Here is a 22662-nt window from a genome sequence, read left to right as displayed (position 1 = left end):
GTATGGGCTTTTTTTCTATCTGAAATCAGGCTCCGGCTGGAGCCTGTGAGGTTACTATGGCTAAAAATTATTTACAGCAGGGCTCAACAATCGCCATCACAAACACAACGAAAGACCCCATCCTGAGTGGTCAGGTGGTTTTGGTTGGCGCACTGGCGGCAGTCGCTATCACCGATATTGCACCGAACGAGACCGGGGATGGCTTTGCGGCTGGGGTCTTCCTGCTCAACAAAAAAGCGGGGATGGCACTGAAAGCAGGACAACCGGCCGCGGTGAAAGACACGATTGTTTCTGAGACGGGGGCGACTATTGGTGTGGTCTGGGCGGATGCCGAGACGACGGATGAGACCGTGGCAGTCAAACTGAATGTGCATATCCCGACTGTGACAGCACAGGGTTAAAACATGACGGCGTTTGAGCGACTGCGCCAGCATATGGATACGGTGACCGCCCGGCGGATGGGAAAAACTATCCGCATTAATGGCGTACCGTATCCGGCGCTTGAGGCGCAATTTATTCCCGAGATGGGACCGGTTAGCGGTGACGGGGTGAGCTACGTGGTGTTCTCATCCGCGTATCATCCGCGGCGTGATGATGAAGTGGTGGTCGATGGGGAAACGCGGGTTGTGACCCGTCACCAGCGTTTTAACCATAAGCCTCATATCTGGGTGGAATAGGAGGGATTATGCAAGGTGTTGAGCAGGCGATTAAAAATCTCAACCAATTAAGTCATCGGCTGGTGCCCACCGCGACAGCGCAGGCGGTCAACCGGGTTGCTGCCCGTACCATGAGTCGCAGTGTGAAGCGGGTCGCACGGGAGACCCGGATCCCACAAAAATTAATTCGACAACGTGTCCGCTTTCGCCGGGCGAGCTCTCACCGCACCCCACCCCGTGCACGGCTGGTGGTGAACCGGGGAAACTTACCGGCAATTGCCCTGGGTCATGTCCGGCTGCAACTCTCACGGCGAAAAGGAACCCCATTTGGCCGGGGCAGTGTCTTAAAGGCCGGGCGATTCACGTTCAAAAATGCCTTTATTCAGCGGCTGGCCAACGGACGCTGGCATATTTTGCAGCGTCAGGGGCCGGCACGCTATCCCATTGATGTAGTGAAAATCCCCCTGGTGACGCCGCTGACGAAGGCATACCGGGAAGAATCGGAAAAACTGCTGCAAACGGATATGCCTAAAGAGCTGGCGGCGGCCTTAAAACACCAGCTCCGGCTGTATATTCAGGGGAAACGCTAATGAGTAAACACAGTACGATCCGTCAAGCGGTCATTGCCGCGTTGGCGCCCCACGCGAACGGCGCAACGGTATTTGATGGCCGCCCTTTTTTTGTCGATGAGCAGGAGTTTCCGGCCATTGCCGTGTATCTCACCGAGGCGCAATCAACCGACAACGCCGTGGATGAAGACCAATGGCAGGTGGTTTTGCACATTGAGCTCTTTTTGAAAGCCAGCCAGCCTGATTCTGAGCTGGATAAGTGGGTGGAAAACACCCTGTATCCGGCACTGCGTCACATTCCTGCCTTGAGTGCTCTTATCGACGCGATGTCACCCATCGGGTATGACTACCAACGGGATGATGACATGGGACTCTGGGGGTCGGTTGACCTCTCCTATCAATTAATTTATTCAATGTAAGGATATAAAGTATGGTGATACCTAATCCACTCCAGCCCGTTAAAGGGGCGGGCACCACGCTGTGGATTTTTAGCGGGGAGGGCGACCCACTTAAAGATCCGTTCAGCGACACACCGTGGACACGCTTAGCTAAGATCAAGGAATTGCAGCCGGGTGAAATCAGTGCAGAAAGTTACGACGACACCTATCTGGATGATGAAGATGCCGACTGGAAGGCGACGGCGCAGGGGGAAAAATCCGCCGGTGAAGCCAGTATTACGCTGGCGTGGAAACCGGGCGAGCAGGGACAGAAAGACTTGCTGGCATGGTTTCACGCCGGTGATGTGCGATTTTATCGTATTCGCTACCCCAACGGGGCGGTTGATGTGTTTAAGGGCTGGGTCAGTTCGCTCGGTAAAACCATTCCGGTGAAGGAAGTCATCACCCGCACCATCAAGGTGACCAATAGCGGCCGTCCTGTCCTGGCGGAAGAAATTCAGCCCAAAACCCCGGTGAAAAAAGATAACGAATAAGGAGCACAGGTATGTTTTTAAAACAAGGTGAGTTTACCTATGGCGGCATGACACTGTCATTGTCTGAACTGTCCGCGCTACAGCGTATCGAATATTTCGATTTTTTAGTGTTGCAGTCAGAGCAGGCGCAACCGGAAGACGAGGCGAAACGCACAGTGTTCTTTGCCCGTATGAATGTGGAATCCCATGCGTGGTTAGTGTCCCGTTCGCTCTGGCATGCCGAAGGGGGACCCAGGGAAATAGACGCTCTCTATCGGGACGTGTTATCCCGCTGGTCACCTAAGGCACTGGAAGCCGCTGCGCAACAGGTGTTGTTGCTCAGTGATATGACGCGGGATGAGGAAACCACAGAAGCAACGGCGGAACCGCTGGAAAAGTCGTGACCCGTGAGCGTCAGTTTATCCTGCGTCTGGCCCATGAATTCCGGCGGGCTGACTGGCGCCGGCTGTTAAGTGAGATATCGGCGTCGGAACTGGGGGACTGGCTGCGGTATTTCGGTGAGACGCCCTTTAGTCCCCAGTTGCTGGATATGGAATTTGCCGGGCTGAATTACACCCTGGTTCAAATGCTGGGGGAAACATCCACGGTCACGATGCCGGACTTTAGTTTACTACAGCGTGATGCCCCCGCCGTTGAGATGGATGACGAGATGCTGATGGCAGCGGGGGAAGGTATCGCGGGAGGAGTCAGATATGAGCCAGCAAATCGCGGATCTGGTGGTTGACCTCACGGTTGACAGTGTCGCGTTTAAAGAACAGATGGGGCGCGTTGAGCGTCACCTGAAACAAAATGCCGAGCGGGCGGATGCCAGTGCCCGCCGCCTGGATCAATTAGCGCAGCAACAGGCTGAATCCATAAAAAACTCAACGGCCAGTGCCGCTAAAACGTTACAGCAACTTGACCGCCAGCAAGAGCACGTGATTGAGCGTTATGTGCGTGAGTACCGCAATGCCGAGCGTGAAGTGATCGCCATTCAGCAGCGTGCGGCGAAAATGGCACAACAGAACCAGGCTAAATCCCTGGCGGCCAGCGCCCGCAAACAACAGCAGGATGCGGCCACGGAAGCCTATTTCCGTCAACTGGACAGCATTAAAAAGCTGGGCGGGGGACTGGAAGCACTACGGGCGTTGCGCTCGCGCCTGCACCGGGAAGCCCAGGCGGGTATCGTCAGTAATCGCGATTACCTGACCCTGTTGTCACAAATCACCGCACAGACCGGCGCATTAAAACGGGAAGAAGTGACACTGGCGCAAGAAAGATCACGTTTTATTCAGACGCTCAGGCAAAAGGCGGAGGCGGTCGGGAAAAGTCGTACCGAGATGCTGGAACTGAAAGCCGCACAATTGGGGGTCACGCAGCAGGCTACGCCGCTTATCAACAAACTCAAAGAAGTGAATAAGGAGACAAATAACTTAAACCGAAATAATGAATCGATTATTAGTGGGCTTAAGAATCTTTCTGATTCAATAGGTATGGGCAGCCTACTACGTGGCGGGGGTTGGGGGGCGGCAATTACAGGAATAGGAGGTGTCACCAAGGCTTATTATCAGGCTATAGAATTACAGGAACATTTTAATAAGGCGGTTATCGCTTCTGGGCGGTTTGCAGGGATTACGCAAGGGCAATTGATCGGTTATGCAGAGAATATCAGTAAAACGGGAGCAGGGGCAGAAGTTGCCGCCGAGGCGCTCATTAAGCTGATGAATGCAGGGCTTAAGCTCAATGTAGATATTAGTAAAGCAGGGCAATCTATTGTCGAATTTTCTCGTTATTCTGGGCAGAGCGTTGATGAGTTGGTTTCACATTTCGCCCGATTATCTGATGATCCTTATGGTGGTTCTGTTGCTCTGAATAAGCAATATCGTTACCTATCCGTTAACGTACTCCAGCACATTAAAGAATTGGAACTTCAAGGAAAAATAACGGAAGCTGTTACTTATGCCACTAATGCATTAAGTGGAGCCATGGCTGAGCGTGCGGACGAAATCCGTAATAGTATGGGTACATTACCCAAATTATTTGATGAAATTAAACGTGCTGCTAATTTGATGTGGGACTCTGTCATAGGAATCGGAGCTAAACCGTCTGAGGCAGAGCACAGGGCTAGGTTGTTATTAAAAATCCGTTCGGCAGAAAATGACCCTCGCCGTCATAATGGAGGAACACCCAGCATATCAAATGAAATATTAGATCAGTGGAGGAAAGAACTGCGTGAACTCGATACCAAAATAAGGAAAGAGAAGGAGTCCGCAGAACTTCAAGAGCGCAGTATCACCAGTCAGATTAAGTTTAATCAGTTGGTTGATAAGGGGACGAGCTGGGCAGAGAAAAGACAGCATGAACACAAGATGTTAAATAAATTGATACTAGAAAATATCCGACTAGCCAAAGAAGGTAAAACTAAACTATGGACGGCAGAGGATATTGCGAAAGCTCGCGCTGGTATCGATCACGAATTTCGTGACCGTCGAGGGCCTGGTTATCTAAAAGGAAGTAAATATCAAGTTGATGCAGGCACACGTGAGGATGAAAAAGCTGCCCGCGACTTGCTGTCTTTACAATCCCAGCTTGAAGTCCTTAAGAAACATCAAAGTGTTGACGATGTTATCAGCCAACAGCGCAAAGATCTGTGGAAAGAACAAGCGCAGTTTAACATTCTCGAAGAAGCGGCTCGCACTCGTAAACTAACTCTGGATGAAAAATCATTGCTATCCAGCAAAGAGAGCATCTTAGCTCAAAAAGAAAAACTGGCCACTATCGGGGATGAGATTGCATTTCAGGAGCGACTGAACCGTCTGCAAGATCAGGCAGATAAGTACACCTCCCAGCAACAGGCTAAACGAGATGCTATTGAAGCTAATCTAGGGAAATCTAGTCGCGAAGCGCAACGTGGTCTGGAACGGGCTCAATTGCTCTCCGGTCATAAAAATAATCCACGACTGAATGATATGCTGGCGGAACAACAGAAAACCTTTGAAATGGAAGATCAGAAACGGGCTAATTGGCTCGCTGGAGCGCAAACAGCATGGGCTAATTATCGCGATACAGCCATTGATGTTAACTCTCAGGTACAAAATGCGGCTTCTGCTGCCCTTAATGGGTTTAGTAGCCAGTTAACTAATGTGCTGGTGGAGGGGGAGGCTAATTTCAAGGAATTCACCCGCTCTATTTTAAAAATGTTGACCGATATCTTTGTGAAAATGTCTATTATCAAAGGTATTGAAGCGATGGGCTTTAGCTTTGGCAGCGTGACACCAAATGCCAAAGGGAATGTATACACTTCGCCTAGTCTTAGTGCATACAGTGGACAGATTGTTAATCGCCCCACTATGTTTGCCTTTGCGCATGGCGCAGGTGTAATGGGTGAGGCAGGTCCCGAGGGAATATTCCCGTTACGTCGCGGGGCAGATGGAAAATTGGGGGTGGTGGCTAAATTATCCGGTCGTGATACTGGATTCGTTCAGCAAAACCACATCACCATCAATAATGACGGCAGTAACGGACAAATTGGTCCCCAGGCATTAAAGCTCGTTTATGAAATGAGCAAAAAAGGCGCCAGGGACTATTTTCTGAATGAACGTAGAGATGGTGGTGCTCTATAACGGAGGGGTGATGGAAACATTTATATGGAAAATCCGCGCGGGGATGAAAAAGGAAGCCGAGCCTCGGGTCAGGTCTGTTAAATTCGGTGACGGCTACGAACAACGCCGCCCCGATGGTATCAATACTCATCTAAAGAAGTACACCGTCTCGTTATCAATGAAACATGCCTTAGCCCATGAGGTTGAGGCATTCTTTGAGCGGCATAATGGTGTGAGTGCTTTTCTATGGAAACCCCCACATCAAGATCGGATAATAAAGATTATTTGCCGCAAGTGGTCAACCTCATCGGGCGCCATCCGAACCGAAATTGACGCAGAGTTTGAGGAAGTTGTGCGTTAACATCATAACGAAGAGATCTTGCATTGATTTTCTGATAGTAATGATTAGAATTCCATCATTCATTATGAGCAAGGAAATGTCTATGTATCTTATTGTGATTGCAGCTTTACTAGGACTTATACCCGCCGCTATTGCGTCTAGTAAAGGACGAGAGTTTTTTGTTTGGTGGTTATATGGTGCGTTGATATTTATTGTTGCTCTACCTCACTCCTTGGTGATACGCAAAGACGAACGCAGCATTGAAGAGAGAAAAATCAGAGAAGACGGAATGGTGAAATGCCCTTTCTGTGCTGAGGTAATAAAAGAAGAAGCAATTAAATGTAAGCATTGCGGATCTGATATTCAAGAAAAAATGGAAGAAATAACTCTTAGGAAATTTAAACCGTCCAACATTTCGCCTAAGCTTTTTTATAAAAGAAGAAAAGACGGTATAGAGTTGATGGATGAAAGGGTTAAAGAATTATCAGAAACTTTGATAAAAGCAAACAAAGACAAGGAAGTTAAAGAAATAGAATTTTTTTATCAGTCTGAAATAGATAATCTTAATAAGAGATTACCAAAAGCAATTCAAAAGCAATTTCAAGATAGATATGTATATTGGCTTCACAGTATTAAGTCTAACGAATAATAAAGCCAAGCGGCACTAACCGATCTTAGATATTAATTCATCTCACAAATCAACTAAACCCAGTTTAACGCTGGGTTTTTTATTGGATGCTATTATGCAAAATATTCCCCCAGAACTGCGCATTGCGGTCACTGATTTGGACGGTGATGCCCTGATTGAGCTGTATGAGTTTGATTTAACCCCTATTGGCGGGAGTCGGTATCGGTTCTATGATGGCGTGAATCAGCATCATCAATCCTTGATTTGGCAGAAAAACACTTATGAGCCGTACCCAATCAAAGGGGAAGGCTTCATGTTTAATGGCAAAGGCCCCTCGGGGCGTCCAACCGTGACGCTCTCTAATTTATTTGGCCTGGTGACCGGGATTGCCAGCCGGTTAGACAGCGCTGTTGGTGGGTGGGTGATACGCCGGGTTATCAGTACTCGCTTTCTGGATGCTGAAAACTTCCCGAATGGCAACCTGGACGCCGATCCCACGCAAGAAATGGTGAGCCGTTGGGTTATCGAGCAAATGACCAGCCTGAATGCAGAAACAGCAACCTTTGAGTTAGCGGCACCCAGCGAAACGGAGGGGTTAATGCTGCCTGCCCGGGTGATTTTATCCGACATCTGCGCCTGGGAATACCGTTCCATCGAGTGTGGTTACACAGGATCGCCCGTGGCGGATGAATTAGGCAACCCTACCGCGAACCCCGCCGCGGATAAATGCGGAAAACGTCCTTCTGATTGTAAACTGCGAAACAATACCGCCCGTATCGGGTGTTTCCTGTCAACGTCCCGACTCGGCCAATAAGAGGCTTTCATGATTGATAATGACATTCTGGCTCATGCGGCGTGCATGACGCCCCAGGAGTCGTGCGGCCTGGTGATCCATAATGAGACGGGGGAGCACTATATCCCCTGCACGAACCAAAGCCCCGAACCGGAAAATCACTTCTTTATTGCTTTTGAGGACTTTGTCCTTGCCAGCCAGCAAGGGGAGGTGATTGCAGTGGTTCACAGTCACCCTGATGGGGTGCCGTACTTAAGCGCGGCTGATCGGGTTCACCAGCTTAAGACGCAATTGCCGTGGTGGCTCGTCTGTGAGGGTGAGATTCAGAAATTTCAATGCGTTCCGCCCTTGCTGGGTCGTGAATTCGTGCACGGCTCAACGGACTGCTACGGCGTATTTCGTGATGCCTATCATCTGGCCGGTTACGATTTGCCGGACTTTGAGCGGCAGGACAACTGGTGGCGGCAGGATAAGGAATTGTATCTCAATAATCTGGCTGGTCAGGGTTTTCGTCAGGTGAAACGGGATATTCGCCCGGGCGACATCATCCTGTGTTGTTATGCCAGTTCCCGGGCTAATCATGCCGCCATTTACCTGGGGGGGCAGATGATTTTGCACCACATTCCCAATCAACTCAGTAAACGCGAGGTCTATAACGAACGATGGCAACGATTCACACATTCGATATGGCGATACCAACACTGGCAACCGTCCGCTTTTACGGGGATTTACAACGATTTGGCCGCCGGTTTGACTTAAATATCCATACCGCCGCCGAAGGGTTGCATGCTCTTTTTCTGCAAATACCTTCATTGAGACAAGCTTTCCGTGACGGCTGGTATCAGGTGCGTATTTCGGGTTCTGATGTTAAGCCTGATGAGCTGCATCAACGGTTATATGCCCCATTGTCACCGGGGGCGGTGATTCATATCGTGCCCCGCATTGCCGGCAGTAAAAATGGCGGGCTGCTTCAGTTTGTTGCCGGTGCGGCTATTTTCGTTATCGGCTGGTGGAATCCCGGGAATTGGGCTATTGCGGGCTCCTTAATGACTATGGGGGCGGGCATGATGCTTGGTGGGGTGGCGCAGATGCTCACCCCCATGCCAAAACCCCCGAAGCTCTCGCGTTCTGAGGAAGAGCGGGGGAATACTTATTTCAGCAATCTGGAAAATGCCGTTGCCCAGGGAATGCCAGTACCGGTGGCCTACGGCGAAATTATGTGCGGATCACGGGTTATTTCTCAGGGTGTTGAGATGATGGATGACAGCAAAGCGAAAGACATTGAGATAGGTAAACACGGTTTATGGAAGGTAGTGACGGGAAAACCATTGAGATAGGAGATACGTAAATGGGTAAAGGTGGCGGTAAACAGCATACGCCCTATGAGGCACCCAATGATTTAACCTCGCGGCAGAAATTATCCATTATTGATCTGGTGAGTGAGGGACCGATAGAGGGACCGCTGGGTGATTTACAGGGCGTCCATTTGAACGACACGCCCGTTATTGACCAATCAGGAAACAGCAGTGTCAATGGCCTGACGGCACAGTGGGTTGCCGGGACGCTGGAGCAACCAGCAATGGATGGTTTTGCCGCGTCGTCCAGCGAAAATCCAGTCGGTGTAGAGGTGAAGCAAAACGCACCAGTCACCCGAACGATCACTTCCCGTAACATTGACCGTTTGCGTTTAACATTTGGGACTCAGACGTTGGTTGAAGTGAAAGATAATGGCGACAGGGTACCAACGACGGTCGAGTTACAGGTACAAATTCAGCGTGGCGGCTCCTGGGTGACAGAAAAGCATGTCACTATCCGTGGCAAACGCAGCAACTCGCCGTATCTGATGGCGGTCATTATCGATAAACTTCCGCCGCCCCCGTTTGGTGTGCGGTTAGTCAGGATCACCCAGGACAGTAACAGCGACAAACTGCAAAATACAACATTCTGGTCAAGCTATACCGAAATTACCGATATCACGCAGACTTATCCCGGTTCCGCAGTGGTTGGCCTGACCTTTGAGAGTGAGCAATTCGGTAACCGCTTTCCCCGGCGTAACTATCTGGTAAAAGGGCGTATTATTCAGGTTCCAGATAACTATAACCCGGAAACCCGCACATACACGGGTATCTGGAGCGGACACTTTAAACCCGCCTATACCAATAATCCCGCCTGGGTGCTGTGGGATTTACTCACACATCCCCGCTATGGCATGGGCAGGCGGTTAAACATTGCGGAGATTGATAAATTCGCCCTGTACGTTATCGGGCAGTATTGTGATCAGTTTGTGCCTGATGGGTTCGGCGGCGAAGAGCCGCGCATGACCTGCAATGCGTACATCACGGATCTGCGCAAAGCTTACGAGGTTATCAGTGACCTGAGTTCAATGATGCGTATCATGCCGGTATGGAACGGCCAACAACTGACCTTTATTCAGGATCGCCCCGCGGATATTGCCTGGCCTTATACAAACGCTAACGTGGTGAATGGCCGTTTTAATTACAGCTTTAGCCCGTTAAAAGCCCGTCACACCGTGGTTGAGGTGCGTTTCATTGATCCGGGCAATGGCTGGAAAACCAGTATTGAACAAGTCTCCGATGATGAACTGGTCGCGCGTTTTGGCCGCAACGTATTACGTGTCGATGCGTTCGGGTGTACCAGCCGCGGTCAGGCACATCGCCACGGGTTATGGATTCTAGCCACAGAAAAACTGGAAACCCAGACCGTTGAGTTTAGCCTCGGTAGTGAGGGATTGCGCCATGTACCGGGTGACATTATCGAAGTTGCGGATACCGATTACGCCGATACGCAGATCGGGGGGCGCATCACACATATCGATTGGCATACGAACCGTTTGACGCTGGATCGCAATATTGAACCGCCGAAAAAGGGTCAGGCATTTGTTTCATTATTGGATGGTCGCGGTCAGCCGCAGTCTCTTCCTGTGATGAATTATCCCGCCAGTAACCAGATTAAACTGGAGCAGTTGCCTCAGGGGCTGGCCGATTACAGCGTCTGGACATTGACGCTGCCTTCACTTCGTCGTCGCCTGTTTCGGGCTATCAGTCTGGCTGATAACGGGAATGGGACATTTACAGTGACCGCGGTTCAGCATGTTCCCGAAAAAGAGGCGGTGGTTGATAAAGGGGAAAAATTCGAGCCTAAGCCGGATACCGCGGTGAGTGGTTTTATTCCCCCCGTTGAAAATCTGGCCGTTGAGGTCACGCCGGATAGCGAGTCATGGCAGGTTGAAGCCACCTGGAATTCCCCCTACACGACACGGGGTATTGACTTCCTGTTAAAACTGACTATGGGTGATAGGATTGTAGGTACGGCATCAACCGCAGAGACCCTTTACCGTTTTGGCGGTTTACCCCAGGGTAACTATCAGTTGTCAGTAGTGCCACAAAATGATCGCGGTCAAAAAGGCACGAGGGTCACCACAGCTTTCTCGATTAACCCGCCGCCCGCCCCCACTTATATTGAGGTGGAGCCAGGCTATTTTAGTCTCGGTTTTATTCCCCGTTCTGGCGGGCAAAACAGCTTCCGTGCGCAGTATGAATTCTGGTTTTCAGATAAACAAATTACGGATATTCGCGATGTGGAGTCTAGGGCGGAATACCTCGGCACAGGGACGATGTGGATCGTACAGGGAAGAAGGCTAAAAGCGGGTTACACCTATTATGTCTATGTCCGCAGCGTTAATGCGGTTGGGCGCTCGGAATTTGTCGAAGGTTCCGGTCAACCTGATGATAATACCCCTGAGATAGTGGAGAAATTAGGTAACCAATTCCTTTCCGCCGAAGCCGGAAAGCGCCTGCAATCCGACATGAACTGGAACGCGGAAAGTGCCCTCATACTCACCAATGCGCAACAGCAATTATCACGGGAACTGATGGTGCGTGACGGGGAGAGTAAGGCGCAGATTAGTGAACTCTGGTCAGTCAGGGCAACGGATAATGAGGCGTGGGCGCAGAAAATAACGGAGGTTAATTCGTCGGTTGGGGTTAACGCATCCCGTATCAAAACGGTTGAGACCACGATAGCTGAACGGGATAAATCGTTTGGTCAGCAATTTACCGAAATCCGTACCAGCATGAGGGATGTGGCAGCGGATGTGGTGACTAACAAACAGGCCATATCCAGTACGCAGAAAGCGGTAGCTGAATCGGCACAACAGGTGCAGGCGCAATTTGGTGAACAACAGGCCATCATCAACAGCAAAATGCAGGCGGAATTTAACCAGTCCGGCAATGGTTACGCCATCCACAACGTGAATATCACCATTAACCGCAATGGGACAAAATATAACGCGGGTGGCATGGTGATTAGCGGTGAATTCAAGAACGGTAGTCTGGAATCGTATATTGGATTTTCTGCCAACAATTTTGCGTTTTTTAACCCGGCTAACGGTAAATTAGAGCCGTTTATGGCGGTGAAGAACGGTCAGGTGTTTATCAGGGACGGGTTTATCGATAAAGGTTATATCAGGGAGATCATTTTATCTGATGCCATCAGGTCAAAGAACTACGTACAGTACATGGCAGGCTTTTTGATTAATGCGGTCACCGGTGCTTTTGAATTTAATGACATGCGTTCTCAGGCAGGGTTACGCTGGGCGAATGGGGCAATTGCGTGTTATGACCAGAACGGACGAGTCAGGGCGGCAATGGGATATATAGGACAATTTCGATGAGTGATTATGGTTTTGGTGTGTGGGACGAGCAGGGGCGGCAGCGTAATACAGGCATCCGCCCCTTTCTTTATGCGGGATTTATGAAACTGAACAGCGGACAGACAGCAGGCGCACTCACTGTCCCCCGTGAGCCGATGAGTGAGGGATTGAGGCTGTCGTATGTGTTTATGTGCACACAAACGGGGGAATGGCCGAATGCCAAACGCCAGTTTTTGGTGAGAGATAACCAAATCATTATTTCAACCGGGCGCAGTGTGGCTGCTGAGGGCTGGCTGATTGCGTATTATACAGCGTGAGGATATATGGATTGGGGCGCATTTTTAACAACGAATGAAGGGATCCCGTGGTGGACACCCAAAACGACACCGCTTTCTTTTGTCAGGAAAATATCGGTTACCATTGGCAGATGGTATGAAGAGATAGATACGCATATTAGCACAACACAGCCGTGTCTGGCGTTTATGTGCGCCCATACGGACAGTGTAGAGAATGCACCTTATGGTGAACTCAGCAGTGGAAAAAGCCGCTGGTATGTTGAGCTGTCAGCGCCAGATTCCCGTACCCCAACGGTGTGTGAGATTTACCTTTTTACCTTGGTTTATCCGCAACCCGTCCCTGATTGGGGGATTGCTGTCTGGGATGAGAACGGAAAATGTGTGATGACCAGTGATACAAATCCGCTGGCGATTGAGGGGGAATACAACACCAACCAACAAATGACATTGCGGGGAAAGAAAGCCTTGTTAATGCAAACGACAGGCTGGATTAGCTCGTCAATCGAACCACCTGGAGACTTCCCCATACTGCAATACAGGGACACCTCGTTTTCTGCCTTTTTCAACGGCCAGTCTACACAATTCGTTCCGGCAGCCGTATCAGGTGCCCTTTCTTGGGTTGTTGAGATCAGTGTAGAAGATCTCACCAGCCCGTATATTGACTGCGCTCTTTACGACGTCTAACAGGAACCCCACCATGTTCTATTCACAAGGCACAATTTCCACCGTGTCCGGCTCGGCTATTGTCCGCGGCACGGGTACGCAATTTATATCTAATATCAACGGCGTTGCGCCTGGACAGATTATATTAATCCGGTCAGGCAACAACAATTTAAACCATATGATTCAGGCGGTGAACTCGGATACCGAGCTGGTATTGGTCGATACCATTCCCGTTACCCTGAATAACGTGAAATACCAGATTCAGACCACCGTTCCTGATTCTGTTTCGGATGGCGTCCGGCATATTTTAGCCAACACCAGCTACATTACCCTGTTCCTCCAGAACATGGACAAATGGATGTCACAGAATGGTGTGGTTGATGTGACATTGCCGAATGGTCAGACGGTATCATTGCAGTCGATTAAGGCGCTGTATGAAAATATCGCTCAACTCAATCAGTCTATTGATAACCGCCTCGAAAAATCCAAGAACGGGGCAGATATTCCTAATACAGCGGAGTTTGTGAATAATCTGGGATTACGGAAATCGGTGGAGCTCGCTGAGAATGCCATGCCTAAATCGGGAGGGTTCATGAATGGTGAGCTGAATGCATTTCGAGTCTCATCGCATTCGGGAGGTGAGCGTTACATGATGGGGGTGCGAAAAGGAGCCGCTTTTTTGGATTATTGGGATGGAAAACGATGGGCAGGAGAGATTCACCATCCCAAAGTGGGCGGTATGATATGGTGCACCGGTAACACCACCATCGTTGACGGTTTTCTAAAAAAAGCGTCCCCCATCATCAAAATTTGGAGCGATGGCAAATTTGAAACCAACGACGAATCTGAGGGCGCTACGGTTGAACACCTGTCCGAGGGCGTCTACCTCATCAAAAACGTGCTGGGATTTAATGCCGACGCCGCATGGGGTGGTGTCGATGGCGGGGTTGAGATACCGTTATGTAAAAATAAACTGCCGTTAATTTGGGTGGATTACAAAGTGCTGCCCGATGGTTCAATCAAATTAATGACCTACCATCGTGAGCACGCAGACGCACCCGTATTCGCCAGAAATGTACGGGATGGGTACGCTGATGGTGACCCGATTGATATCCCTGTCGGTCGGTCTATATCTGTCCGTGTCCAGATGCCGGCCGATTCGGTGTGGAATGTGAGGCAGGGGGAGGTGGGGACGTGATGGGAAAAGCCCTCGAGGGGGGAGGGCTGATTAGTTCTTTAATCGCACATAACTTTCCATGTTTTTTAATGCTTCATTAAATTGTGTAATTCTCATGTCTCTCGCTTCACTGGAAAGAGATCTAGCCTCTCTTTTGCAATTAGATGCTGATGCTAGCTCATGTCTGCGAGGGAATATTGTCTTATCCTCGCGATTTTTCATAGGATCACCTTACTTTGTAAGTAGTGAGCGAATATCACTTTCTTTAACTGAGTCCTTACAATATTCTGATATCTTTTGGGATTTTCCGTTAGAAAGCTCTTTTATGCCGTAGCATTTATTTTTTATTATGTCAAACTCTATTGAAACTTTAGCACCTTTTTTGATTCCTATCCATTCAATTTTTTCTTCACTTGGGTGTATACGCCAATGTAAAGAGTCTGATGACTCGATTTTTGATAAATCATTTAATATTTGCTGAACCGATTGATATCTATCTTTTTTATTTTTCTCTAAACATTTGTTAACTATTTTTATGATAGATTTCGGTACGTGTAACGGATAATTTTTAAATGGGAAGGCAGCATTTGACATCAATTCAAAAGAATTATCTGTTGAGCAGAGTTGGTTAACTTCATTGTTAAATTGCTCATGACCCACTAACATTCTGTACATAGTAACGCCAGCTTCATATATATCAGCAGTAAAGTCTAGTTCTTCATCTAAGAATGACTCGGGAGGACGATGTAAATTATAGAGCATATCTGGTGAGGCAAATCCAGCGTCATTAATCCTCTCAGCAAGACCAAAATCAGATAGTAAAGCCTCATTCCTATCAGAGAGTAGTATGTTATTCGGTTTGATATCGAAATGAATTAATCCTTTTGTATGGATATGATAAAGTCCACTTAAAAATTGAATTGAGTACCTTATGATCTCACTAACTGTTAAGGGTTTTTCATTCATTAAATTATGGATTGAGCCATTTTTATAAAATGGTAATCCGATGTAAACATTGCTGCTATCTTGAGCTGCGTATTGTATTTGAACGATATTAGGATGAATACTTAAATAGAGCTTTCTTGCTTCATTAAAGTAACGGTCATAATCAAAGATATCTTTTTTGATCTCCTTAATAACCAAATTACAATCTAAGTTTTTATCATAAGCCAAGAATACGCGAGAATTCTTTCCCTGCTCGTCCAGTCCTCTTAATTCCCTGAAAGATACATGAGCATTAGTATAAAATTGATTAATCATTATTCACCGCCGCAACAGCTACCATCATCGCTTCATTCATTGCTTTTTTGAAAGATGAATTATCTATTTTATTTAATTTCTTAGATGAATTTAAAATAGAGTTATAATCATCTTTATTTATTTTCAGTCTGCTTATTATGGTGTTCATTCTCATTACAAAGTAATGCTCCACATTGCTACTTGAGAATGCTTCTTGAATAACTGCTTCAATATAACATCTAAGGGTGCTTTTGTTTATTGAAACCCCCTCTGCTACACGTAACGCTGCGTTTTGAATCTGATATTCTCTAAGAATATCCAGTATACTATTACGAATATATTTTAACTGCTCTGGTATCTCTAAGGTTTTAGGTACAACTATCTCATCTACGCAGAGCAAGTCATTTTCTTTATTGCAAAATACAACGAATGATACTTGCTTTGGTTCAACCCTTATACCTAATGTTCTCATTCATAAATCCACCATATTGATAAACCAATGCCCGTCATACTAATTCACTTTCCCTAATATATGATCGGAATATTCCTAATCTGTAAAGTGGAAAGAGCGCTAATTTATCGAAATGTGATAAAAATATATTTCAAATTAAAACTGTATCTTATGGTTATTATTGATGAGGTTGGCATAATAAACCCGCAGAAAGTCGCGGGTTGGATATCGAGATTATTTATTGTATTTCTTCGAGAGGAGAATAACGTGATTCTATTTTAACGTTAACATAAAAGTCACCGGAGTTATCACTAAAATCATTAGGAGTATCATTAAATAAAAGTATTAACTCTCCATCAACAGGCACAGTCTTGTGAAGCACGCCATTACTAATTTCGTAGGCTTTATCTCCGATTTTTGCAATTAAGCTATAGGTTGCCTGAGGAGATTTACCTACAAGTCCTTGAGGGGCAGCCCATGGATCTGGCCGATTGTCAGAGGCGTATTGCACCCATCCCGAAGCAATAACAGAGATCACATCCCCCTGTTGGAGTACAAGTCCTGTCGGTTGACCTTGTTCAAGGTTAGCAGGAACAGTTCCAGACCAATCATACATAATATTACCTCCAAATTATATTTTGAAAATGACAGAAGAATGAAGATTGTGATTATTTAGTCTCCGGCATTTGCACACGGACAGAAACAAATCTACCATCGGGAATATCGATTAAATCACCGTTAGCGTAACCTTCGCGTATATTTCTGGCGAAGGCTGGGGCATCTGAGTGTTCTCGATGGTAGGTCATTAATTTGATAGAGCCATCGGGTAGAACTTCATGGTTGACCCAAACCATTGGTAGATCGTTCTGACAGCGTGGGATATCGATGCTACTTACCGCTTCATCATTACTGAATCCCTTAACGCCTTTAATGAGGTAAGTACCTTGTGATAAGTGCTCAATAGTAGCACCTTCGGATTCACTGTTTGTTTCAAATAAACCATCGGTACTGAATTTGATTATTGGAGAATTTTTTTTCACACAACCGCTAGAATCAATGTAGTGTTGAGATGTTGACATAAGAGTTCCAGTTCCTTTGGGTAAAGATTGAACATACCTGTTTGAGCCATCTGGATTTCTGTCTATAAAATTTAGTAAAATGGACTCTCCATCAGAAGTTCCTTCTATTCTCCAATAAGTTCCATCATCTCTATATGATAAAACACCACCATAATTACCTGATCTAATGTGTATAGAACCTGTAGTGACTGCATTTTCTGTCACAACTAAAGCTCTCGTATTATTAATGTCTACTGCATACCCTAAAGTATCAACTCCACCACCTCGTACAATTCCTGTCTGGATATCATTGCTGTACCAACCATAATTAGTGAAAGCCACAAGTTTATTAGCTTCTTGATGGGGTGCAGATACGATCTTTACAGGGTTACTCTCTTTCGGTGTTGTTTCTACTTGCTGAAATTGGAAGGAACCTGGATAAACTCCACCATTTTCGGATACTGCACCGATGTTACTGATAAATTCCGGTTTATTAGGAATATCAGCTCCGTTTTGCTTCTTCTCCAAATAGAGATTGGAATTATTATTGAGGGTGTTTTGATTGGCAGTATTGGCTAGGTCATATGCTGCTTTCACTGCTTTTGGTGTTGCAGCCATCGTTTCACTATCACTGCCAGTATCATTACTCAGGACAACAAGTCCTTTATCTTGCAGCGTGGCATCTGGATGATTCCGGCTTGCAGCGTGTTCTGCAATGGCTTCTTTGACATATTCCGGTGTTGCAACGACAACAAGGCCATCATCGTCTAAGGCTATTACGTCAGGCTTTTTATCTTGCATATTCATTCCCTCATTTCACCAACAATACAGATTGCTAAATAACATGAAGGCGGTGGGATACTTCTCCGCCCGTGAACATCAATAAAATCGGTTCATCAATACTGGAGAGTACGGCTTGACTATATTTGATAGGTTGCATGTTTTGTTGGCAGGATGACATAAAATGACAGGTGGGGAATTAATAGAATTTATCAGATGAGTAATACAATTCAGCCCGCTTCCATTTCAAACGGAGGCCTGAAATTAACTATAGGAATCCCAATAGTTGATTTACGTGCTGGACAAAAGGAATAAACGTATTGATTTTATTGCTTTTACTGGTCGACAACCCCGTTTCTGTCTCAATCCCTCCGTTTGAAACGGAGGGATTAATCAATCATAATCATTTCTCTTGTCACTCAGTGGAGTGAGTATGCAAAATATTTCTCGCGCTCAGCTAAATGAAATCAAAAAATTTGAATATTTCAATACACTGTTTATACGTACAGAAATGAACTAGTTCAGCGGGGAATTTTTGCAGTAAATTTTTTGAATAAAATAATGATGACCGCTCTTCAATACGAAATCTAGAGAGAACAATCCGAGGGGAAACCAAACCCAAAACAGGCAAAAGTGGCGTGTATTTTTGTTACACTTTTTTACAAATAGAAATACATTCGTTGCGAATAAAAAACACCTCAGAGGGGGGAGTCTGAGGCGTCTTAAATTTAACTCCACGTGCATTTCACGTGCACTTTGAAGTCCTTTTACTGTCATGACAGTGACCAATCAACTTTTCTAACTTACTGTTTTTCAAGTTGTTGTCCCTACACTGTCCTACCAAATTTGGTGGAGCTGGCGGGAGTTGAACCCGCGTCCGAAATTCCTACATCCTTGGTACTACATGCTTAGTCTAGTCTTTGTATTCGCTTGCCAGCTGCGGACAGACACGCCACTGACAAACTAGCCTGATTGGATTTAACGCTTCAACCCCAGGCAGGGCATCCACGCGATCTCTTTTGGGTTTGACCTCTCTTGATCCCCGTCCTAAGAGCGGAGGCTAGGGAGAGAGGGCTCTGCGCAGGTTATTAAGCTGCCAGTGCGTAGTTTTCGTCGTTTGCGACTATTGTTTTGCGGCTTTTTACGAGGCCAACCGCCCCTCGGCATGCACCTTGGGTTTCGCGAATCCCGTCGAATCCAGAATCAGCCCCAAGTGTATCTAAAACCAAGTATATCAGAATATTGAGTGCTAATGCCAGTGATTAACGCCCAGAATTCTTCATAATTCTTGCTTTGTCTAATTTCCACTCACGTTCTTTGATGTCTGAACGTTTATCGTGCGCTTTTTTACCTTTTGCAACGCCAATTTTGATTTTGCACCAGGCATTTTTCCAATACATGGAAAGTGCGACGATGGTGTAACCTTCTCGATTGATTCGACCATACAGTGAATCAAGCTCGCGTTTGTTAAGCAGTAGCTTGCGTGACCGTGTCGGATCACAAACTACGTGGGAAGAAGCAACGTTTAATGGCGTAATCGTGGCACCAAAAAGATAAGCATCACCATCTTTGAGCAAAACATAACTCTCACTGATGTTAGCTTTGCCAGCGCGTAGTGATTTAACTTCCCAACCTTGTAGGGATAAGCCTGCTTCGAATTCTTCCTCAATGAAATATTCGTGGCGGGCTCGCTTATTCATGGCAATTGTTGCCGAACCGGGTTTGTATGCTTTTTTCTTTGTCATAATGCGTTGTATTATACTGTATGCGTTAATGAAAGAAATCTCTTCTGTATGATATTTAGCGATAAGTGCGTATTTATTGTTCTAAATGTCATCAGGTTTTTATTTAACCATGTTTAAGTGATACTATTCAGCGCTGTTATGTTTTACAGGAAATGATATGCCACAGATTAGTCGCTCTGCGCTAGTGCCTTACAGCGTGGAACAAATGTATAAATTGGTCAACGATGTGACATCTTATCCGGATTTTTTACCAGGATGTGTGGGTAGCCGTGTACTAAGCAGTAGCAATAATGAAATGACGGCTTCCGTTGAGGTCTCTAAAGCAGGGATCAGTAAGACGTTCGTAACGCGCAATACACTATTTGATAATCAACGCATCAGTATGCAGCTTGTTGATGGGCCTTTCCGTAAGTTGATGGGAGGGTGGCACTTTACTCCGTTAAGTGAAGATGCTTGTAAGGTTGAGTTGCATCTCGATTTTGAATTTACCAATAAATTAATTGAACTTGCTTTTGGCAAGGTATTTAAAGAGCTGGCTGGTAATATGGTTCAGGCTTTTACTCAACGTGCACGTGAGGTCTACAGTGTCTGAGATGAATGTCGAAGTCGTTTATGCTCTGCCTGAACGGCAATATTTGCGTAATGTGAAAGTATCGCAAGGAGCAACTGTGGAACAGGCGATTGTAATGTCTGGCCTTTTGACATTACGTAATGATATCGATTTGGCTAAAAATAAAGTTGGTATTTATAGCCGCCCTGCCAAACTAACTGATACTTTGGAAGAGGGGGATCGTGTAGAGATTTATCGCCCTCTGGCTGCTGATCCAAAAGAAATGCGCCGTAAACGAGCAGAGCGCGCGAAAAACAATGCACGATGATGCCTATTTATTCGCCAGTCTCTCTACTGGCGAATAAATAAAACACACATCTCACTGATTCTCTGGCAGTGATTTTTCATCCTTGATATCAGTTAGCACACCTTGGCTATCAAAGGTAAGTGTCAGGGTTTCCTGAGTTGTTTTCCCGTGGCCTGGTTGTTGGCGGAATACGTAATACCAAGTTTGGCTCCCAAACGGATCGGTCAGCATTGGTGTTCCCAAAGTGTAAGAAACTTGCTGCTGAGTCATTCCTTTATGGATTTTTGATACCGCAGCCGGCGTAAGGTAGTTCCCTTGATTAATATCAGGACGATAAACAATTCGCTCAAACATGGAGCAACCCGCAGTCAGCATAACAAGAGATACAGTAGCGGCAGTCAACAATTTACAGCGCATAGTAATTACATTCCTTTAGGAGTTAGGCCGTCGATAATAATAAACATTGAAGAGATTGAAAACCTCTATGCATTTACCTATGACTGCAATTATACAAGAAAGTTGTCTCAATTTATGCCGCTAACAGCTCTTTTGCATTAGCCAAAGTATTTTTTGTAACCTCACTTCCCGCCAGAAGCCGCGCCAGTTCTTGAAGTCGTGCCTTTTTATCCAATAGCTGCATTTGGGTTTCAGTTTCTTCACCGTCTGTTTGCTTGCTAACATAAAAATGTTGATGCCCACATCCTGCAACTTGAGGTAAGTGGGTAACACACATAACTTGGGTCGATTCCCCTAATTCACGTAGCAAACGCCCAACAATTGCCGCTGTTGGGCCGCTGATACCAACATCGACTTCATCGAAAATAAGCGCAGGGGTTTCCATTTTTTTCGCTGTAATGACCTGAATTGCCAGTGCAATACGGGAAAGTTCACCACCTGATGCTACTTTTGCTAATGGTTGGTGAGGTTGGCCGGGGTTGGTTGTGACATTGAATTCAACTTTGCTGGCTCCATCAATATTTAAATGTTCTGCTTCAAGGGTAACATCGATGGTAAAGCGGCCATGAGGCATAGAGAGTTGGTGCATGCTGTTCGTTATCAGTTGACCCAATTCTACGGCATATTTTTGGCGAACATGGTGCAATTTTTCTGCCACAGTCAGGGCTTGTTGATAATGCAAACTGACAAGTTCACTAAGGTGGGCACAATCATTTTCCTGCTGAGATAATTGATACTGTTCTTCCAACAACTGTTGATGTAATGCAGGTAACTCTTCTGGTGCAACATGGTGTTTACGAGCTATGCTGATTTGTTGGGAAATTTTTTGTTCCAGTTCGAATAAACGATTAGGGTCCAGTTCCAGCTGGTCGCTGTAATGACGTAACTCGTCACTAACTTCATTGATTTGGATAGCAGCTTCTTCCAGCATGTTAAGCAGGCCACTGAGTTTGTGATCCATGCTGGCAAGTTCTGTCAGTTCACTACGGGCATAGCTGAGGAGGCTGACAATGTTCTGCTCATCATTATCACTTAAAATCTGGAGGATATTTTGGCTAACGGACAAAAATTGCCCGCAATTTGCCAGCCGTTTGTATTCACTATCCTGTTCTTGATAATCACCTGGTTGTGGTGATAGTTCGTTCAGTTCTTTCAGGTGATATTCCAGTAGTTGCTGACGTGAGCGCCGCTCAAGAGCCTGTTGTTGGAATTGGGAGAGAGCCTGACAGCTTTGGCGCCATTGTTGGTAAGCCTGTTTCATTTCATGTTGAAGTTCGAAATCGCCCGTATAAATATCCAGTAAGCGCCTTTGGTGACGATTTTCTAACAACAATTGGTGGGCATGTTGCCCGTGGATTTGGATCAGATGAGAACCCAATTCACGTAATTGAGAAAGTGGTACAGCAGTACCATTAATAAAACCGCGAGAGCGCCCATCAGCAGTAATTGTACGACGTAGCAGGCACTCATTGCCATCATCAAAACTTCCATCAAGCTGATGGTCTATCAGCCATTTGCGGGCAGAAGGGGCATCAGCCAGTGAAAAACGGGCGCAAAGGTCGGTACGTGGAACCCCTTGGCGAACCATGTTAGCTTCGCCCCGATTGCCAAGGCATAAACCTAATGCATCAATCGCGATGGATTTACCCGCTCCGGTTTCGCCTGTGATTGCCGTCATTCCTGAGCGGAAATCAATTTCAAGTTCGCGAACGATAGCAAAGTTACTGATGGTCAATTGAGTCAGCATCGTGCCCCTCCTTCTTTTTACTG

At 46.4% G+C, this 22662-nt stretch carries 25 protein-coding genes, 1 other RNA gene and 1 pseudogene; 19 read left to right on the top strand and 8 right to left on the bottom strand.

The features are described 5' to 3' along the window. Positions 1 to 56 precede the first annotated feature (56 nt). The 17 genes and pseudogenes from Xentx_RS08575 (at position 57) to Xentx_RS08495 (ending at position 14327) form a co-directional block, all read left to right on the top strand. Entirely contained in the window at positions 57 to 401 is a 345-nt protein-coding gene (locus Xentx_RS08575; RefSeq protein WP_074019832.1) for a capsid cement protein, read from the top strand. A 3-nt stretch (positions 402 to 404) separates the two neighbouring features. After that, positions 405 to 677: an ATP-binding protein gene (locus Xentx_RS08570; RefSeq protein ID WP_074019831.1), complete on the top strand. Its 273-nt coding sequence runs from the start codon at positions 405 to 407 to the stop codon at positions 675 to 677. 8 nt (positions 678 to 685) lie between these two features. Then, the gene (locus Xentx_RS08565; protein ID WP_074019830.1) at positions 686 to 1246 is read left to right on the top strand and encodes a phage tail protein; all 561 of its coding nucleotides are present in this window, start codon (positions 686 to 688) and stop codon (positions 1244 to 1246) included. Then, positions 1246 to 1644 carry a phage tail terminator protein gene (gene gpU, locus Xentx_RS08560; RefSeq protein ID WP_074019829.1) on the top strand — a complete coding sequence of 133 codons (399 nt, stop codon included), beginning with the start codon at positions 1246 to 1248 and terminating at the stop codon, positions 1642 to 1644. The genes Xentx_RS08565 and gpU overlap by 1 nt, the downstream gene beginning before the upstream one ends. Before the next feature lie 11 nt (positions 1645 to 1655). Then, positions 1656 to 2138 (top strand): annotated as a pseudogene (locus Xentx_RS08555) (phage tail tube protein); the annotation flags it as partial. Between the two features lie 29 nt (positions 2139 to 2167). Continuing rightward, the gene (gpG, locus tag Xentx_RS08550) at positions 2168 to 2539 is read left to right on the top strand and encodes a phage tail assembly chaperone G (protein WP_074019827.1); all 372 of its coding nucleotides are present in this window, start codon (positions 2168 to 2170) and stop codon (positions 2537 to 2539) included. Then, on the top strand, positions 2536 to 2880 hold the full coding sequence (locus Xentx_RS08545; RefSeq protein WP_244149840.1) for a phage tail assembly protein T: 345 nt from the start codon (positions 2536 to 2538) through the stop codon (positions 2878 to 2880). The genes gpG and Xentx_RS08545 overlap by 4 nt, the downstream gene beginning before the upstream one ends. Further along, entirely contained in the window at positions 2849 to 5758 is a 2910-nt protein-coding gene (locus Xentx_RS08540) for a phage tail tape measure protein (RefSeq protein WP_074019826.1), read from the top strand. Before Xentx_RS08545 ends, Xentx_RS08540 begins: the two co-directional genes overlap by 32 nt. Further along, positions 5730 to 6098, top strand: a complete 369-nt coding sequence (locus Xentx_RS08535) for a phage tail protein (protein ID WP_415843382.1) — start codon at positions 5730 to 5732, stop codon at positions 6096 to 6098. The genes Xentx_RS08540 and Xentx_RS08535 overlap by 29 nt, the downstream gene beginning before the upstream one ends. Positions 6099 to 6180: 82 nt before the next feature. Further along, positions 6181 to 6726: a zinc ribbon domain-containing protein gene (locus Xentx_RS08530; protein WP_083600918.1), complete on the top strand. Its 546-nt coding sequence runs from the start codon at positions 6181 to 6183 to the stop codon at positions 6724 to 6726. Positions 6727 to 6820: 94 nt separating this feature from the next. Then, on the top strand, positions 6821 to 7519 hold the full coding sequence (locus Xentx_RS08525) for a phage minor tail protein L (protein ID WP_074019825.1): 699 nt from the start codon (positions 6821 to 6823) through the stop codon (positions 7517 to 7519). Positions 7520 to 7528: 9 nt separating this feature from the next. Then, positions 7529 to 8257 carry a C40 family peptidase gene (locus Xentx_RS08520; protein WP_074019824.1) on the top strand — a complete coding sequence of 243 codons (729 nt, stop codon included), beginning with the start codon at positions 7529 to 7531 and terminating at the stop codon, positions 8255 to 8257. Next, positions 8161 to 8835, top strand: coding sequence for a tail assembly protein (locus Xentx_RS08515; RefSeq protein ID WP_074019823.1), 675 nt, complete (start codon positions 8161 to 8163; stop codon positions 8833 to 8835). The genes Xentx_RS08520 and Xentx_RS08515 overlap by 97 nt, the downstream gene beginning before the upstream one ends. Positions 8836 to 8846: 11 nt before the next feature. Continuing rightward, positions 8847 to 12191, top strand: coding sequence for a TipJ family phage tail tip protein (locus Xentx_RS08510; protein WP_074019822.1), 3345 nt, complete (start codon positions 8847 to 8849; stop codon positions 12189 to 12191). Further along, positions 12188 to 12487, top strand: a complete 300-nt coding sequence (locus Xentx_RS08505) for a hypothetical protein (RefSeq protein ID WP_074019821.1) — start codon at positions 12188 to 12190, stop codon at positions 12485 to 12487. Before Xentx_RS08510 ends, Xentx_RS08505 begins: the two co-directional genes overlap by 4 nt. Positions 12488 to 12493: 6 nt before the next feature. Continuing rightward, positions 12494 to 13150, top strand: coding sequence for a hypothetical protein (locus tag Xentx_RS08500; protein WP_074019820.1), 657 nt, complete (start codon positions 12494 to 12496; stop codon positions 13148 to 13150). A gap of 13 nt (positions 13151 to 13163) precedes the next feature. Beyond that, entirely contained in the window at positions 13164 to 14327 is a 1164-nt protein-coding gene (locus Xentx_RS08495; RefSeq protein ID WP_074019819.1) for a phage tail fiber protein, read from the top strand. Positions 14328 to 14537: 210 nt separating this feature from the next. On the opposite strand, the gene Xentx_RS08490 is transcribed toward Xentx_RS08495, so the two are convergent. The 6 genes from Xentx_RS08490 to smpB all read right to left on the bottom strand — a co-directional run bounded on the left by Xentx_RS08490 (position 14538) and on the right by smpB (position 19579). Beyond that, positions 14538 to 15566, bottom strand: coding sequence for a serine/threonine-protein kinase (locus Xentx_RS08490; RefSeq protein ID WP_074019818.1), 1029 nt, complete (start codon positions 15564 to 15566; stop codon positions 14538 to 14540). Beyond that, entirely contained in the window at positions 15559 to 16017 is a 459-nt protein-coding gene (locus tag Xentx_RS08485) for a hypothetical protein (protein ID WP_074019817.1), read from the bottom strand. The genes Xentx_RS08490 and Xentx_RS08485 overlap by 8 nt, the downstream gene beginning before the upstream one ends. 217 nt (positions 16018 to 16234) lie before the next feature. Further along, on the bottom strand, positions 16235 to 16612 hold the full coding sequence (locus tag Xentx_RS08480) for a LecA/PA-IL family lectin (RefSeq protein WP_074019816.1): 378 nt from the start codon (positions 16610 to 16612) through the stop codon (positions 16235 to 16237). Between the two features lie 52 nt (positions 16613 to 16664). After that, entirely contained in the window at positions 16665 to 17855 is a 1191-nt protein-coding gene (locus tag Xentx_RS08475; protein ID WP_244149839.1) for a phage tail fiber protein, read from the bottom strand. 826 nt (positions 17856 to 18681) lie between these two features. Next, positions 18682 to 19045, bottom strand: a transfer-messenger RNA (tmRNA) gene (ssrA, locus tag Xentx_RS08470). A 51-nt stretch (positions 19046 to 19096) separates the two neighbouring features. After that, positions 19097 to 19579 carry an SsrA-binding protein SmpB gene (gene smpB, locus Xentx_RS08465; RefSeq protein WP_047768254.1) on the bottom strand — a complete coding sequence of 161 codons (483 nt, stop codon included), beginning with the start codon at positions 19577 to 19579 and terminating at the stop codon, positions 19097 to 19099. A 157-nt stretch (positions 19580 to 19736) separates the two neighbouring features. Here smpB and Xentx_RS08460 point away from each other — a divergent pair, with 157 nt between their 5' ends. Together Xentx_RS08460 and Xentx_RS08455 are read left to right on the top strand one after the other, a co-directional pair. Further along, on the top strand, positions 19737 to 20171 hold the full coding sequence (locus Xentx_RS08460) for a type II toxin-antitoxin system RatA family toxin (RefSeq protein WP_074019814.1): 435 nt from the start codon (positions 19737 to 19739) through the stop codon (positions 20169 to 20171). Beyond that, positions 20164 to 20457: an RnfH family protein gene (locus Xentx_RS08455; RefSeq protein WP_074019813.1), complete on the top strand. Its 294-nt coding sequence runs from the start codon at positions 20164 to 20166 to the stop codon at positions 20455 to 20457. The genes Xentx_RS08460 and Xentx_RS08455 overlap by 8 nt, the downstream gene beginning before the upstream one ends. Before the next feature lie 51 nt (positions 20458 to 20508). On the opposite strand, the gene bamE is transcribed toward Xentx_RS08455, so the two are convergent. Further along, the gene (gene bamE / locus Xentx_RS08450; protein WP_074019812.1) at positions 20509 to 20853 is read right to left on the bottom strand and encodes an outer membrane protein assembly factor BamE; all 345 of its coding nucleotides are present in this window, start codon (positions 20851 to 20853) and stop codon (positions 20509 to 20511) included. Between the two features lie 112 nt (positions 20854 to 20965). Then, the gene (recN, locus tag Xentx_RS08445) at positions 20966 to 22639 is read right to left on the bottom strand and encodes a DNA repair protein RecN (RefSeq protein WP_074019811.1); all 1674 of its coding nucleotides are present in this window, start codon (positions 22637 to 22639) and stop codon (positions 20966 to 20968) included. Positions 22640 to 22662 lie beyond the last annotated feature (23 nt).

This window comes from Xenorhabdus thuongxuanensis (assembly GCF_001908095.1).
Classification (GTDB): domain Bacteria; phylum Pseudomonadota; class Gammaproteobacteria; order Enterobacterales; family Enterobacteriaceae; genus Xenorhabdus; species Xenorhabdus thuongxuanensis.
The sequence above is the reverse complement of the archived record's forward strand: the minus strand, read 5'-3'. Positions and strand labels throughout refer to the sequence as shown.

Excerpts from the sequence above, each read along its gene's own strand:
- Xentx_RS08505 (WP_074019821.1), top strand. The coding sequence starts at position 12,188 with ATGAGTGATTATGGTTTTGGTGTGTGGGACGAGCAGGGGCGGCAGCGT.
- Xentx_RS08500 (WP_074019820.1), top strand. The coding sequence starts at position 12,494 with ATGGATTGGGGCGCATTTTTAACAACGAATGAAGGGATCCCGTGGTGG.
- Xentx_RS08570 (WP_074019831.1), top strand. The coding sequence starts at position 405 with ATGACGGCGTTTGAGCGACTGCGCCAGCATATGGATACGGTGACCGCC.
- Xentx_RS08535 (WP_415843382.1), top strand. The coding sequence starts at position 5,730 with ATGAACGTAGAGATGGTGGTGCTCTATAACGGAGGGGTGATGGAAACA.
- Xentx_RS08530 (WP_083600918.1), top strand. The coding sequence starts at position 6,181 with ATGTATCTTATTGTGATTGCAGCTTTACTAGGACTTATACCCGCCGCT.
- Xentx_RS08475 (WP_244149839.1), bottom strand. The coding sequence starts at position 17,855 with ATGCAAGATAAAAAGCCTGACGTAATAGCCTTAGACGATGATGGCCTT.
- Xentx_RS08510 (WP_074019822.1), top strand. The coding sequence starts at position 8,847 with ATGGGTAAAGGTGGCGGTAAACAGCATACGCCCTATGAGGCACCCAAT.
- recN (WP_074019811.1), bottom strand. The coding sequence starts at position 22,639 with ATGCTGACTCAATTGACCATCAGTAACTTTGCTATCGTTCGCGAACTT.
- smpB (WP_047768254.1), bottom strand. The coding sequence starts at position 19,579 with ATGACAAAGAAAAAAGCATACAAACCCGGTTCGGCAACAATTGCCATG.
- bamE (WP_074019812.1), bottom strand. The coding sequence starts at position 20,853 with ATGCGCTGTAAATTGTTGACTGCCGCTACTGTATCTCTTGTTATGCTG.
- Xentx_RS08540 (WP_074019826.1), top strand. The coding sequence starts at position 2,849 with ATGAGCCAGCAAATCGCGGATCTGGTGGTTGACCTCACGGTTGACAGT.
- gpG (WP_074019827.1), top strand. The coding sequence starts at position 2,168 with ATGTTTTTAAAACAAGGTGAGTTTACCTATGGCGGCATGACACTGTCA.
- Xentx_RS08565 (WP_074019830.1), top strand. The coding sequence starts at position 686 with ATGCAAGGTGTTGAGCAGGCGATTAAAAATCTCAACCAATTAAGTCAT.
- Xentx_RS08525 (WP_074019825.1), top strand. The coding sequence starts at position 6,821 with ATGCAAAATATTCCCCCAGAACTGCGCATTGCGGTCACTGATTTGGAC.
- gpU (WP_074019829.1), top strand. The coding sequence starts at position 1,246 with ATGAGTAAACACAGTACGATCCGTCAAGCGGTCATTGCCGCGTTGGCG.
- Xentx_RS08520 (WP_074019824.1), top strand. The coding sequence starts at position 7,529 with ATGATTGATAATGACATTCTGGCTCATGCGGCGTGCATGACGCCCCAG.
- Xentx_RS08515 (WP_074019823.1), top strand. The coding sequence starts at position 8,161 with ATGGCAACGATTCACACATTCGATATGGCGATACCAACACTGGCAACC.
- Xentx_RS08490 (WP_074019818.1), bottom strand. The coding sequence starts at position 15,566 with ATGATTAATCAATTTTATACTAATGCTCATGTATCTTTCAGGGAATTA.
- Xentx_RS08480 (WP_074019816.1), bottom strand. The coding sequence starts at position 16,612 with ATGTATGATTGGTCTGGAACTGTTCCTGCTAACCTTGAACAAGGTCAA.
- Xentx_RS08485 (WP_074019817.1), bottom strand. The coding sequence starts at position 16,017 with ATGAGAACATTAGGTATAAGGGTTGAACCAAAGCAAGTATCATTCGTT.
- Xentx_RS08495 (WP_074019819.1), top strand. The coding sequence starts at position 13,164 with ATGTTCTATTCACAAGGCACAATTTCCACCGTGTCCGGCTCGGCTATT.
- Xentx_RS08575 (WP_074019832.1), top strand. The coding sequence starts at position 57 with ATGGCTAAAAATTATTTACAGCAGGGCTCAACAATCGCCATCACAAAC.
- Xentx_RS08460 (WP_074019814.1), top strand. The coding sequence starts at position 19,737 with ATGCCACAGATTAGTCGCTCTGCGCTAGTGCCTTACAGCGTGGAACAA.